Raw genomic sequence first — 13,361 nt, forward strand, 5'->3', positions numbered from 1 at the left:
AAGGCAGAGGTTCATAGATGAAGGCCATTATCCTGATAGTATCCAGCTTGCTTGGCTTTGTCACGGCGCCGGCCTGGAGTGCGGTGTATGAACGCAACACGGCGCGTCCGGTGGAGCAGGTGGTCTTCGGCCAGGTGGATGCGGTGCGCAACATCACCCAGCGCCAGATGGTGGAATCAGAGCATTCCGGCTGGAAAACCCTGGGAGGGGCCGTGCTTGGCGGGCTGCTCGGGAACCAGTTTGGCGGTGGGCACGGGCGGGAGATTGCGACTGCGGTCGGGGCGCTGGCGGGAGCGGCGGCAGTGCAGCAGTTTCAGTCAGGGGGCAGCGTGGTGGAGAACAAGCTGGTGGAGCTGCTGATCCGCAACGAGCAGAACGGGCTCATCAACGTGATCCAGGATTACGATCCGGCCATGGTCTTTGCGCAGGGCGACAAGGTGCGCATCCTCTATTTCAACGATGGGGTGCGAGTCGACAAGACCTATTGAACGGTGAAGAAGGGATTGACCCGGCGGCCACCACACAAGGGGCGCCGGGCGGTACTACACGGAGTGTCTCTGCTGATGCTTGCTCAGACGTCCTGACAGACTATCTTGTCTCGCCCGGTATTCTTTGCCTGATACAACTGGCGATCTGCCTCGCTCAGCGCCTCGTCCATGGAGAGCCGCCCGACATTGATGACGCCGAAACTGGCGCGTACAAAGAGCGATATCTCCCGCGACAGCGGTTGCTGACGCATTTGCAGACGAAGCCCTTCCAGTCGCTTGAGCAGCACGGGAACGGGGCAGTGTGGCACCATCAGGGCAAATTCTTCGCCACCGAATCGGGCTATCATGGCATCCGGGAAGAACTGGGTGAGCAGCCTGGCCAGATGACAGAGCAGCTGATCGCCGATGGCGTGCCCCCAGTGATCATTGACCTGCTTGAAGTGATCCACGTCGAGCACGCACAGGGAGAGCTGCGCCTGATGGCGCTGATGCTCCTCGAACCACTTTTGACCCTCGTTGAACCAGTAGCGTCTGTTGTAAAGCCCGGTCAGGTAGTCTCGGTTGGCCGATTCCTGGATGTTGTTAAACTGCTCAAGGGCCTCCAGGTTGTGGCTGACCCGGCACTGCAGCTCCTCGGGTTCAAAGGGCTGATTGAGAAAATCATTCGCCCCTTGCTTGAGGTAGCGTGCCGAGAGGCCGTGCTTGTCCGACACCGAGATGCCGATGATGGCGAGCTGCTGCTTGCTGTAGCGCTCGCGCAGCATTCGCACCAGGCTGATGCCATCGATCTCCGGCATGTAGTAGTCCACCAGCATCAGGCGAATGGCGGGGTGCTGCTCAAGCTGTGCCAGCGCATCGCGGGCTGAATTGGCCTCGTGCACCTGCAACAACTGCTTGCGCAACTGGGCCGCGGTACGGTGACGGGAGGTGCGTGAATCGTCGACCACCAAGACTTCGATGGCCTGGTTGAGGTAGAGGCGGTGCACCAGACCGACGGCATATTGCAGGGAGTGACGTGAATCCTTCATCACGTAGTCCAGCACCCCGGCCTCCAGCCAGGCTTCCCGCTTCTCTTCGCTGATGTCGGCCGTCAGGATCACCACCGGCAGCCCACGCTCCCTCAGCACGTTGACAGCCTCTCCGCCGGGGGCGTCCGGCAGGGTGAGATCCACCAGGGCGACCACATAATCTTCCCCATGGCAATCGCGAGCCCCTTCAAGGGTGTCGAAGGCGTCGATTTCCAGCCCTGTCTGCTGCGCAATGGCCTGGGTCAGCATGCGGCGTACCGTCAGGCTGTCTTCCACTATCATTATTTTTCGTTTCATCCTGCTCCTTGCAATAAAAAAGGGCATGCCAACTGGCATGCCCTTTATATCCTTCCGATTATTGTGCGTCCAGATATCGCTCTGCATCGAGGGCGGCCATGCAGCCGGTTCCTGCGGAGGTGATCGCCTGGCGGTAGACGTGGTCGGCCACGTCGCCAGCGGCGAACACGCCCGGGATGCTGGTCTGGGTTGCGAACCCTTCCAGTCCGCCACGCACTTTCAGATAGCCGTTTTCCATCGCCAGCTGCCCTTCGAAGATCTGGGTGTTGGGCTGGTGACCGATGGCGATGAAGACCCCCATCAGCGGCAGCTCGGAGGTGGTGTCATCCCGGGTGCTGCGCAGGCGCACACCGGTGACGCCCATGTCGTCACCCAGTACTTCGTCCAGGGTCTGATGGGTGTGCAGGACGATATTGCCACTCTCGACCTTGTCGTTGAGGCGCTTGATCAGGATCTTCTCGGCGCGGAACTCGTCGCGGCGATGAATGAGGTGCACCTTCTTGGCGATGTTGGCCAGATAGAGTGCCTCTTCCACGGCGGTGTTGCCGCCGCCGACCACGGCCACTTCCTGGTTGCGGTAGAAGAAGCCGTCACAGGTGGCGCAGGCGGAGACGCCGCGGCCCTTGAAAGCCTCTTCGGAGGGCAGACCCAGGTATTTGGCGGAGGCGCCGGTGGCGAGGATCAGCGCATCGCAGGTGTATTCACTGTTGTCGCCCTTGAGGCGGAAGGGACGCTCGGTCAGCGTCACTTCATTGATGTGATCAAAGAGGATGCGGGTATCGAACTTCTCTGCATGCTCTTTCATGCGCTCCATCAGGGCCGGGCCGGTCAGCCCTTCCGCGTCCCCTGGCCAGTTTTCCACTTCGGTGGTGGTGGTCAGCTGACCACCTTGCTGCATGCCGGTGATAAGCAGGGGATTGAGGTTGGCGCGAGCGGCATAGACGGCCGCAGTGTAACCTGCCGGACCGGATCCCAGGATCAGCAGTTTGCTGTGAGTGACTTGGCTCATGATGTGATTTCCGAGACGTGATGAGTTTGCGCGATTGTAGGTAATTCGTGATCCGGGGTCAAAGGCCAGCGCATCGATTGGGGCAATCGCCAACAACAGGGGTGAGCCGGGGATGGCAGGCATAAAAAAACCGCCCATCGCGGGCGGATTTTCACTCATCTACCTCCCTTTGCAGGGACGCGATCAGTTCAGCAGGGTCAGGGGATCCGTGTAAGCCAGGTTGTGGGCCACGGCAACCTCCTTGCAGGTGATTTTGCCCGCCATCACATTCAGGCCGTGCAACAGGTGGGGATCGGCGAGCAGTGCGTTGCGATAGCCCTGTTCGGCCAGCTTGATGATGAAGGGGAGGGTGGCGTTGTTCAGGGCCACGGTGGAGGTCCGCGCCACGGCACCCGGCATGTTGGCCACGCAGTAGTGCACCACCTCGTCGACGATGAAGGTGGGATCTTCATGGGTGGTGGCATGGGAGGTCTCGACACAGCCGCCCTGGTCGATGGCCACGTCCACGATGGCTGCACCGGGTTTCATGCGAGCAATGTGGTCACGGCTGACAAGTTTTGGCGCAGTGGCGCCAGGCACCAGCACGCCGCCGATGACCAGGTCCGCCGCCAGCAGATGGCGCTCCAGGGTCTCGCGGTTGGAGTAGACCACCTTGGCAGCCCCTTGGAACTCGCTGTCGAGACGGCGCAGGGTATCGACGTTGTTGTCGAGGATGGTGACGTCGGCACGCAGGCCGACGGCCATGCGGGCTGCGTTGGAGCCCACCACACCACCACCGATGATCACCACCTTGGCCGGTTCCACACCGGGCACACCGCCGAGCAGCACGCCGCTGCCGCCACGGGATTTCTCCAGTGCCTGGGCACCGGCCTGAATAGACATGCGTCCGGCCACTTCCGACATGGGGGCCAGCAGGGGCAGACCGCCACGACCGTCCGTGACGGTTTCATAGGCGATGCAGACGGCACCACTGTCGATGAGATCCTGGGTCTGGGCCAGGTCCGGCGCCAGATGCAGATAGGTAAAGAGGGTCTGGCCGGGACGCAGCATGGCCCGTTCCACTGCCTGGGGTTCCTTGACCTTGACGATCATCTCCGCCTTGGCGAAAACTTCGGCAGCGGAGGCCAGGATCTCGGCTCCGGCAGCCAGATAATCTGCGTCACTGAACCCAATGCCATTTCCTGCGCCGCTTTGGACGAAAACAGTATGGTTTCGTGCTGTCAGTTCACGTACACTGGCCGGAACCATGCCTACGCGATATTCATGGTTTTTTATTTCCTTAGGTACACCGATAATCATGCTATCCCTCGTCTATCGATTGGTGGTTTATGTTGCCTAGATGTTAAGCGACATTTGCGCCTAGTATATTCAGGTATTGACAGGATTTGTGACCATTATTATAAAATGACTGGTGATTCTTACCAAAAAATAGCCAAAGGATGGAATTAAATGATGGAAGCTAAGAGTCGGCTAAAGGATTTGGACAGGATTGACCGCAACATTCTGAATGAACTGCAAAAGGATGGCAGGATTTCGAACGTTGAGTTGTCCAAACGAGTTGGCCTGAGTCCCACACCGTGTCTGGAACGGGTTCGTCGCCTGGAGCGACAAGGGTATATCGAAGGATATGCCGCCATTCTGAACCCTCATTATCTGGACGCGTCTCTGCTGGTGTTCGTGGAAATTACCCTCAATCGTGGCGCCCCCGATGTGTTCGAGCAGTTCAACAAGGCTGTTCAGGTGCTCGAAGAGATCCAGGAGTGCCATCTGGTGTCCGGTGATTTCGACTATCTGCTCAAGACCCGCGTCAGCGACATGTCCGCTTACCGCCGCCTGCTGGGTGAAACCCTGCTGCGTCTGCCGGGCGTCAACGACACCCGCACCTACGTGGTGATGGAAGAGGTCAAACAGAGCAGTCGTCTGGTGATCAGCACCCGATAAGCGGGGTTGTGCTGTGACTTGCAAGTTCCATGACGAGTCACGATAGTCAGAAACGAGCGGCCGGTCCGCTCGTTTCTTCTTATAGAGAGTTTCAGGCCCGCCCTCAGGCACTGGCTGACAATCGGTGGGCTTTTCAGGGATACTAGGCCCCCTATCCCCGCATTCATGTTTTCACAAAGGAGCCGGAGTTTGGCCGATAAAAAGCTGTTTACTCCTTTATCAGGTACACAACGGATCTTCGAGGCCGTCTTGATCGCCATCACCCTGATGGCTGCCTATCTTTTGCTTGCCCTGCTGACCTACCATCCCGCCGATCCCGGCTGGTCGCAAACCTCCTGGCAAGGGGAGGTGAAAAACCTCGCGGGCAGCGCCGGTGCCTGGCTCGCCGACATCACCATGTTTACCTTCGGGGCCTTCTCCTATCTGGTGCCCCCTCTGGTGGTGCTGCTTGGCTGGAGCCTGTTCTGGCGCCCGAGCAAGCTGCTGGAAGTGGATTACCTCACCCTGTCGGTACGGATCATCGGCTTCGTGCTGACGGTGCTTGGCATGTCCGCCATCGCCAGCATGAACTTCAACGACTTGCAGAACTTTTCCGCCGGCGGCCTGGTGGGGGATGTGATCGCCTCAGCCGTGGTGCCGCTCTTTGGCGGCGTGGGGGCAAACCTGATGCTGCTCTGCTTCGTGGCCACCGGCATCACCCTCTTTACCGGCTGGTCCTGGCTCACCATCGTCGAGCGCATCGGTGCCGCCTGCACCGGCTCAGTCAGCGCCATCTACCATTTCCCCACCACCCTGGGCCGCTGGCTCACCGGTGGCTGGCGCCAGCCCCGCTATGAGGGGCCGGATCCCCTGCTGGAAGGGGGCGTGGGCAGCTTCGATCAGGAAGAGGATGACGAAGACCCCCATGGCAGCTGGACACGCAACCCCAAGGCGAAGAATCGCGCTCAAAAGACAAAAGCTGACGAATGGCTGCCGGAGCTTGACGAAGACACCTTCCAGTTCGATCCGCAGTTTGACGACGAAGAGGACGAGGCTCCGGCGCCTGCCGCCAAGGGCAAGCGCGTGGCCAATGGCCGTCCGCGTCCTGCCGTGCGCCAGGAGGAAGATGACCTCGACTTGCCCTGGGCGGAGGGGGATGACGAACCCGATGCTCCCATTGCCGCTGCGCCGGTGAAAGCCAAGCGCCGTCCCCAGCCCGGTCTGGCCCCTTTGCCGAGCATCGATCTGCTGGACAGGCCGCCCGCCAAGACCCAGATGATGAGCAAGGACGAGCTGGAGCGCATGGGCCGGCTGGTGGAGGCGAAGCTCGCCGATTACAACGTGCAGGCCAAGGTGGTGGGCGTCTATCCCGGTCCCGTCATTACCCGCTTCGAGCTGGACCTGGCGCCGGGCATGAAGGCGAGCAAGATCACCAATCTTTCCCGGGATCTCGCCCGTTCTCTCTCTGCCAGCAGCGTGCGGGTGGTGGAAGTGATTCCGGGCAAGACGTTCGTCGGGATCGAGCTGCCCAACCGGGTACGCCAGACCGTCTACCTGCGGGAAACCCTCGACTGCGAGGCGTTCGCGGCCAGCCGCAATCCGCTCACCATGGGGCTGGGTCAGGACATCGCGGGGGAACCCGTGGTGGTGAACCTCGCCAAGATGCCCCACCTGCTGGTGGCCGGTACCACGGGTTCGGGCAAGTCGGTGGGGGTGAACACCATGATCATCTCCATGCTCTACAAATCCTCCCCCGAGGATCTGCGTTTTATCATGATCGACCCCAAGATGCTGGAGCTCTCGGTCTATGAAGGCATTCCGCATCTGCTGACCGAGGTGGTCACCGACATGAAGGATGCCGCCAACGCCCTGCGCTGGTGCGTAGGCGAGATGGAGCGTCGCTACAAGCTGATGTCCGCGGTCGGGGTGCGCAACCTCAAGGGGTACAACGACAAGGTGCTGGCCGCCATCGAGGCGGGGGATCCCCTGGTCGACCCCCTGTGGCGTCCGGGCGACTCCATGGATCAGATGCCGCCGGAGCTGGAAAAACTGCCCCACATCGTGGTGGTGGTGGACGAGTTCGCCGACATGATGATGATCGTCGGCAAGAAGGTGGAGGAGCTTATCGCCCGTATCGCCCAGAAGGCGCGGGCGGCCGGTATTCACCTTATCCTCGCGACCCAGCGTCCGTCGGTGGATGTCATTACCGGTCTCATCAAGGCCAACATCCCGACCCGTATCTCCTTCCAGGTGTCGAGCAAGATTGATTCGCGCACCATCCTGGACCAGGGGGGCGCCGAATCCCTGCTCGGCATGGGTGACATGCTCTACATGCCTGCCGGCACCTCCAACCCCACCCGTGTCCACGGTGCCTTCGTCGATGACCACGAGGTACACAAGGTGGTGGCGGACTGGAAACTGCGTGGGGAGCCGGATTACATCGACGAGATCCTCTCCGGTGAGTCGGACGGCGAGGGCGGCGGTGGCGACTTCGGCGGGGGCGGCGATGAAGAGCTCGATCCCCTGTTCGACGAGGCGGTGGCCTTCGTGGTGGAATCCCGCCGTGGCTCCACCTCCAGCGTCCAGCGCAAGTTCAAGATCGGTTACAACCGGGCGGCCCGTCTCATCGAGCAGATGGAAAACCAGGGCATCGTCAGCGCCCCGGGCGGCAACGGCCAGCGCGACGTGCTGGCACCGCCGCCGGTCCGTGACTAAGCCTCACATCATCCTGGCCATGCCCTCTGCGGGCGTGGCCTTTTATCGAGAACCTCCCTATGAAGAGCCTGATGAAAAAACAACTGTTGATGGGTTCCATTCTGCTGGTCGCCAGCAGCCAGGTATGGGCCGATGCGGCCAGCGATCTCAAGGAGAAGCTCTCCTCCGTCAATGTCTTCTCCGCCACATTTGCCCAGACCGTCTATGACAGCAAGGGCAAGGAGCTGCAAAAGGCGAGCGGCTCCCTGCTGGTGCAGCGGCCCAACCGCTTCAACTGGCACACTACCTCCCCGGACGAGAGCCTGATCGTGGCCGATGGCAAGGATGTGTGGGTGTACGACCCCTTCGTCGAGCAGGTCACCGCCCTCAAGATGAAGGATGCGGTGCTCAACACCCCCTTCGTGCTCATCGCGGGCAACGACAACAGCCTCTGGAAGAACTATGACGTGACCCAGGAAGGGGATGTCTACACCGTCACCAGCCGCAACAAGGACGAGCTGATCGCCTCCTTTCGCATCACCTTCGACCGTCAGAACAACATCAGCCGCTTCGACGTGAAAGAGGCGCAGGGGCAGTGGAGCGAGTTCGTCTTAAGTGGTTTTGATCGCAAGCCGGTGCTCAAGGGCAACGAATTTGTCTTCAAGATCCCGAAGGGGGTCGAGCTGGACGACCAGCGTTGATGAGCCAGCCGTTACCGGCGTTATCGTCTGACCGGGCGTCATGGACGACCGGTCAGCTGCAAGGTCAATGCAGATGAGCAATTTATCCCTGGATTTCTCCTCGGACTTTCGTCCGCTGGCGGCCCGGATGCGGCCGCAAACCCTCGAGCAGTACATCGGCCAGCAGCATATCCTGGGGCCGGACAAGCCCCTGCGAAAAGCGATCCTGGCGGGGCACTGCCACTCCATGATCCTCTGGGGGCCCCCCGGCACCGGCAAGACCACGCTGGCAGAACTGGTTGCCCACTACTGCCAGGCGGAGGTGGAGCGGCTCTCGGCGGTCACCTCCGGCATCAAGGAGATCCGCGCGGCCCTCGACAAGGCGAAGGAGAACGGTTGGCGCGGGGTGCGCACCATCCTGTTCGTGGATGAAGTCCACCGCTTCAACAAGAGCCAGCAGGATGTCTTCCTGCCCCACATCGAAGACGGCACCATCACCTTCATCGGCGCCACCACCGAGAACCCCTCATTCGAGCTCAACAACGCGCTGCTCTCCCGGGCCCGGGTCTATCTGCTCAAGAGGCTGGAGGAGCAGGACATCCTCGCCATGATCGATCAGGCGATGCAGGACCCGCGCGGCCTCAATGACCCTAGCCTGCGCTTTGCCCCCGGGGCCAAGGAGGCGCTGGCGAAAGCGGTGGACGGGGACGGGCGCAAGTCTCTGAACTATCTGGAGCTCCTGGCCGACATGGCCGAGGCCGACAGCTCAGGGGCGCGGGTGATCGACAGTACCCTGCTCGCCGCCGTGGTGGGGGAGCACGTGGCCCGTTTCGACAAGGGCGGCGATCACTTCTACGACCTCATCTCGGCGGTGCACAAGTCCATTCGCGGCTCGGCACCGGATGCGGCCCTCTACTGGTATGCCCGTATGGTGAGCGCCGGCTGCGATCCCCTCTACATCGCCCGCCGCTTGCTGGCCATTGCCTCGGAAGACGTGGGCAACGCCGATCCCCGTGCCATGCAGGTGGCGCTCTCGGCCTGGGACTGCTTCCATCGCATCGGCCCGGCGGAAGGGGAGCGGGCCATCGCCCAGGCCATCGTCTACCTCGCCTGCGCCCCCAAGAGCAATGCGGTCTACACCGCCTGGAAGGCGGCGCTTCACGACGCCAAGAACCTGCCGGACTTCGAGGTGCCGCCGCACCTTCGCAATGCACCGACCAAGCTGATGAGCGAGCTGGGCTACGGCGCCGAGTATCGCTACGCCCACGACGAGCCGGGGGCCTATGCGGCCGGCGAGCAGTACTTCCCCCCGGAGCTTGCCGGCAAGCAGTACTATCAGCCCACCGAGCGGGGGCTTGAGAAGCAGATAGCCCAGAAGCTCGACTATCTGCATGAGCTGGACAAGCAGAGCCCGCGCAAGCGATAGGAAAGACCTTCAGGTTCCTTGCCCGGAAAAGGGCACGGCAAAGGCATCAGGGGAGGGGGTTCCCGGCAAAAACGGGCGCAATAGTCCCTGTTCGGGCGGGGGGGCGGTCTGCTACACTGCCCGTCTGACCCCGGTTGTCTTGGCCTTGCACCATCTTCTTGATTTCGAAGGCCCGATTCCGAAGGCAAAGGGGTGCGCCAACCGATGTTAACTTCCGGATCTGTTTCCCAACCCGGTCACGATGACCCGGGCCCAGATCCCATTAAAAAAAGTAGGTAAACCATGCTGGATCCCAAATATCTGCGCAGCGACATCACCGAAGCTGCCGCTCGTCTGGCGACACGTGGCTACGTTCTGGACGTAGCGGCGGTCAATGTTCTGGAAGAGAAACGCAAGGATCTGCAGTCCCGCACCCAGGAGCTGCAGGCCGAGCGCAACGCCCGCTCCAAGTCCATCGGTGAGGCTGCCCGTCGTGGTGAAGATGTTGCCCCCCTCAAGGCCGAGGTGACCAAGATCAACGACGAGCTCGAGACCAGCAAGGTCGAGCTGGAGGCCCTGCTGGCCCAGCTCAAGGGGATCGCCGACGCCATCCCCAACCTGCCGAGCGAGACCACCCCGGTGGGCCGTGACGAGAACGACAACGTGGAGGTCCGCCGCTGGGGTACCCCGCGTGAGTTCGATTTCCCGGTGCGCGATCACATCGATCTGGGTGAGGCGGCCAAGGGGGTCGACTTCAAGAACGGCGTCAAGCTCTCCGGCGCCCGTTTCGTGGTCATGAAGGGTCAGATTGCCCGTCTGCACCGCGCCCTGGCCCAGTTCATGCTGGACCTGCACACCCTGCAGCACGGCTACACCGAGTGCTACGTGCCCTATCTGGTCAACCCGGACAGCCTGTACGGCACCGGCCAGCTGCCCAAGTTCTCCCAGGATCTCTTCAATACCGGCATCGAAGGGGAAGGGGAAGACGAAGGCAAGGTGCGCAAGTTCTCCCTCATCCCGACCTCCGAAGTGCCGCTCACCAACATGGCCCGTGACGAGATCTTCGACGAGCAGGAGCTGCCCATCAAGATGACCGCCCACAGCCCCTGCTTCCGCTCCGAAGCGGGCTCCTACGGTCGTGATACCCGTGGCCTCATCCGTATGCACCAGTTCGACAAGGTCGAGATGGTGCAACTGGTGCACCCGGAAAAATCCTGGGATGCCCTGGAAGAGATGGTGGGTCACGCCGAGAAGGTGCTGCAACTGCTGGAGCTGCCGTATCGCGTGATGGCGCTTTCCACCGGTGACATGGGCTTCTGCGCCGCCAAGACCTACGATCTGGAAGTGTGGCTGCCGGCCCAGAACACCTATCGCGAGATCTCCTCCGTCTCCAACTGCACCGACTTCCAGGCGCGCCGCATGCAGGCTCGCGTGCGCATCGACGGCAAGCCGCAGCTCATTCACACCCTGAATGGTTCCGGTCTGGCGGTGGGTCGTACCCTGGTGGCCGTGCTCGAGAACTACCAGCAGGCAGATGGCCGCATCGCCATCCCGGCTGCGCTGCAATCCTACATGGGCGGCCTGACCCACATCGGGTAAGCGCTCGTTGCAGACGACAACGCCATGGCATGCCATGGCGTTGTGCATTCTGGGCCCGGGAAACCCGCCGCAAGGGGAAGGGATAGCTCCCTTCGGGCCTGTAACACAATTTTATCAAGCATTGCGCAATCGTTTTTGTTAGACTGCGCCGCAATTTCGCAGGACATCTTTTTCTATGGTCTGGATTGATTACGCCATCATCGGCATCGTCGGTTTCTCCGCCCTCATCAGCCTGGTGCGCGGCTTTCTCAAGGAGGCCATGTCTCTGGTCACCTGGTTCGTCGCCTTTTTCATTGCCAGCCATTTCTATCCCGATCTCGCCGTCTATTTCACCTCTTTCTCCGATGCCATGGTTCGCAACGGTCTGGCCATCGCCGCCCTGTTCGTGGCGACCCTGATCCTCGGCAGCGTGGTGAACTACGTGGTGGGCCTGCTGGTGGAAAAGACCGGGCTTTCCGGCACCGACAGGGTGCTCGGGGTCTGTTTTGGCGCCATTCGCGGGGTGCTGATCGTCAGCGCCCTGCTGTTTTTCATGGATACCTTCACCAGCCTCTCCCAGAGCGACTGGTGGGTGGCGTCCAGGCTGGTGCCGGAGTTCAAACCGGTGATCCAGTGGTTTTTCGGGTTCATGATGAGCTCGTCCAGTTTTCTTCAACAGGTACAGTGACTTCGAGGTAGCAAAGACATGTGCGGTATTGTCGGTATAGTTGGCACCACCCCCGTCAATCAGGCCCTCTACGACGCCTTGACGGTGTTGCAGCACAGGGGACAGGATGCCGCCGGGATCGTGACCATTGACAGTGGAAACTTCCGGCAACGCAAGGCCAACGGTCTGGTGAAGGATGTGTTTGAAGTGCGCCACATGCAGCGCCTGAAAGGGAATATCGGCATCGGACACGTCCGTTATCCCACCGCAGGCAGCTCCAGTGCGGCAGAGGCGCAGCCGTTTTACGTGAACTCCCCCTACGGCATGGTGCTGGCCCACAACGGCAACCTCACCAACGCCAAGGAGCTCAAGGAGCAGCAGTTCAAGGTGGCCCGCCGCCACATCAACACCACCTCGGACTCCGAAGTGCTGTTGAACGTGCTGGCCCACGAGCTGGACTTGTGCGACAAGATGGCGCTGCGCCCGGAAGATATCTTCTCGGCGGTGCGCAAGGTGCACCAGCAGATCCGCGGCGCCTATGCCGTGGTCTCTCTGGTGATCGGCCACGGCCTCATCGGGTTCCGCGACCCCAACGGCATTCGCCCGCTGATCCTGGGTCGCCGGGTCGACGAGCAGGGGCAGGTGGAGTACATGCTCGCCTCCGAGAGCGTGGCCCTCGACGCCATCGGCTTCGAGACGGTGCGTGACGTCGCCCCGGGCGAGGCCATTTACATCACCGAGCAGGGCCAGCTTTTCTCCGAGCAGTGTGCGGAGAACCCGCAGATGAACCCCTGCATCTTCGAATACGTCTACTTCGCCCGTCCCGACTCCTTCATCGACAAGGTCTCCGTCTATGCCGCCCGCCTCAACATGGGTCGCAAGCTGGGCCAGAAGATCGCACGGGAGTGGGACGATCTCGACGTGGACGTGGTCATCCCCATCCCCGAGACCTCCTGCGACGTGGCGCTGGAAATCGCCCACACCCTGGGCCTGCCGTACCGTCAGGGCTTCGTGAAGAACCGCTACATCGGCCGTACCTTCATCATGCCGGGCCAGACCCAGCGCAAGAAGTCGGTGCGCCGCAAGCTCAACGCCATCAGCTCCGAATTCAAGGGCAAGAAGGTGTTGCTGGTGGACGACTCCATCGTGCGGGGCACCACCTCCGAGCAGATCATCCAGATGGCCCGTGAAGCAGGGGCCGCCAAGGTCTACTTCGCCTCGGCCGCGCCGGAAATTCGCTTCCCCAACGTCTACGGCATCGACATGCCCACCGCCAACGAGCTCATTGCCCATGGCCGTGAAGTGGAAGAGGTGTGCAAGCTTATCGGTGCCGACGGCCTCATCTTCCAGGATCTGGAAGATCTGGAAGAGGCGGTGCGGGAGATCAACCCCGAGCTGCGCCACTTCGAGACCTCGGTCTTCAACGGCCACTATGTGACCTCCGACGTGGATCAGGGTTATCTGGACCACCTCAATGCCCTGCGCAGCGACGACAACAAGGCGGTGCGCGAGTGGCAGGAAGGGACCAGCAACCTCGAGATCTTCAACGAAGGCAGTTAAACGTTTTCAGATTGCCAGCGCGATGAAAAAAGATG

11 protein-coding genes are annotated in these 13,361 nt (G+C 61.3%); 8 read left to right on the forward strand and 3 right to left on the reverse strand.

What is annotated here, in order from left to right; all coding sequences use genetic code 11:
* Window positions 1–17: 17 nt before the first annotated feature.
* The gene (locus tag ACVDHI_RS05845) at window positions 18–488 is read left to right on the forward strand and encodes an outer membrane lipoprotein (protein ID WP_010674514.1); all 471 of its coding nucleotides are present in this window, start codon (window positions 18–20) and stop codon (window positions 486–488) included.
* Between the two features lie 83 nt (window positions 489–571).
* Here the strand turns inward: ACVDHI_RS05845 and ACVDHI_RS05850 are convergent, their stop codons facing one another.
* The 3 genes from ACVDHI_RS05850 to ald form a co-directional block, all read right to left on the reverse strand.
* The gene (locus ACVDHI_RS05850) at window positions 572–1,813 is read right to left on the reverse strand and encodes a diguanylate cyclase (RefSeq protein ID WP_029314438.1); all 1,242 of its coding nucleotides are present in this window, start codon (window positions 1,811–1,813) and stop codon (window positions 572–574) included.
* Window positions 1,814–1,871: 58 nt separating this feature from the next.
* Entirely contained in the window at window positions 1,872–2,822 is a 951-nt protein-coding gene (gene trxB / locus ACVDHI_RS05855; protein WP_270835683.1) for a thioredoxin-disulfide reductase, read from the reverse strand.
* A 183-nt stretch (window positions 2,823–3,005) separates the two neighbouring features.
* The gene (gene ald / locus ACVDHI_RS05860; RefSeq protein WP_010674517.1) at window positions 3,006–4,121 is read right to left on the reverse strand and encodes an alanine dehydrogenase; all 1,116 of its coding nucleotides are present in this window, start codon (window positions 4,119–4,121) and stop codon (window positions 3,006–3,008) included.
* Between the two features lie 150 nt (window positions 4,122–4,271).
* Between ald and lrp the strand changes: the two genes are divergently transcribed.
* The 7 genes from lrp to purF all read left to right on the forward strand — a co-directional run bounded on the left by lrp (window position 4,272) and on the right by purF (window position 13,326).
* Complete coding sequence (gene lrp, locus ACVDHI_RS05865; protein WP_005300047.1) at window positions 4,272–4,763, forward strand: leucine-responsive transcriptional regulator Lrp; 492 nt, start codon at window positions 4,272–4,274, stop codon at window positions 4,761–4,763.
* Between the two features lie 189 nt (window positions 4,764–4,952).
* Entirely contained in the window at window positions 4,953–7,457 is a 2,505-nt protein-coding gene (locus ACVDHI_RS05870) for a DNA translocase FtsK (protein ID WP_042863776.1), read from the forward strand.
* A gap of 71 nt (window positions 7,458–7,528) precedes the next feature.
* On the forward strand, window positions 7,529–8,137 hold the full coding sequence (gene lolA, locus ACVDHI_RS05875) for an outer membrane lipoprotein chaperone LolA (RefSeq protein WP_041215917.1): 609 nt from the start codon (window positions 7,529–7,531) through the stop codon (window positions 8,135–8,137).
* Between the two features lie 67 nt (window positions 8,138–8,204).
* Window positions 8,205–9,542 (forward strand): replication-associated recombination protein A, encoded by a 1,338-nt coding sequence (locus ACVDHI_RS05880; RefSeq protein ID WP_041211365.1) that lies wholly within the window; start codon window positions 8,205–8,207, stop codon window positions 9,540–9,542.
* A 282-nt stretch (window positions 9,543–9,824) separates the two neighbouring features.
* Window positions 9,825–11,120, forward strand: coding sequence for a serine--tRNA ligase (gene serS / locus ACVDHI_RS05885; protein ID WP_039039009.1), 1,296 nt, complete (start codon window positions 9,825–9,827; stop codon window positions 11,118–11,120).
* Between the two features lie 175 nt (window positions 11,121–11,295).
* Complete coding sequence (locus ACVDHI_RS05890; protein WP_041215288.1) at window positions 11,296–11,787, forward strand: CvpA family protein; 492 nt, start codon at window positions 11,296–11,298, stop codon at window positions 11,785–11,787.
* An 18-nt stretch (window positions 11,788–11,805) separates the two neighbouring features.
* Window positions 11,806–13,326 carry an amidophosphoribosyltransferase gene (purF, locus tag ACVDHI_RS05895; RefSeq protein WP_010674523.1) on the forward strand — a complete coding sequence of 507 codons (1,521 nt, stop codon included), beginning with the start codon at window positions 11,806–11,808 and terminating at the stop codon, window positions 13,324–13,326.
* Window positions 13,327–13,361 lie beyond the last annotated feature (35 nt).

This window comes from Aeromonas sp. 25-248, assembly GCF_053005425.1.

What these genes read in the sequence shown, in the direction of transcription:
- serS (WP_039039009.1), top strand. Translation starts at nt 9,825, where the DNA reads ATGCTGGATCCCAAATATCTGCGCAGCGACATCACCGAAGCTGCCGCT.
- lrp (WP_005300047.1), top strand. Translation starts at nt 4,272, where the DNA reads ATGATGGAAGCTAAGAGTCGGCTAAAGGATTTGGACAGGATTGACCGC.
- ACVDHI_RS05845 (WP_010674514.1), top strand. Translation starts at nt 18, where the DNA reads ATGAAGGCCATTATCCTGATAGTATCCAGCTTGCTTGGCTTTGTCACG.
- ald (WP_010674517.1), bottom strand. Translation starts at nt 4,121, where the DNA reads ATGATTATCGGTGTACCTAAGGAAATAAAAAACCATGAATATCGCGTA.
- trxB (WP_270835683.1), bottom strand. Translation starts at nt 2,822, where the DNA reads ATGAGCCAAGTCACTCACAGCAAACTGCTGATCCTGGGATCCGGTCCG.
- purF (WP_010674523.1), top strand. Translation starts at nt 11,806, where the DNA reads ATGTGCGGTATTGTCGGTATAGTTGGCACCACCCCCGTCAATCAGGCC.
- ACVDHI_RS05890 (WP_041215288.1), top strand. Translation starts at nt 11,296, where the DNA reads ATGGTCTGGATTGATTACGCCATCATCGGCATCGTCGGTTTCTCCGCC.
- ACVDHI_RS05850 (WP_029314438.1), bottom strand. Translation starts at nt 1,813, where the DNA reads ATGAAACGAAAAATAATGATAGTGGAAGACAGCCTGACGGTACGCCGC.
- ACVDHI_RS05880 (WP_041211365.1), top strand. Translation starts at nt 8,205, where the DNA reads ATGCAGATGAGCAATTTATCCCTGGATTTCTCCTCGGACTTTCGTCCG.
- lolA (WP_041215917.1), top strand. Translation starts at nt 7,529, where the DNA reads ATGAAAAAACAACTGTTGATGGGTTCCATTCTGCTGGTCGCCAGCAGC.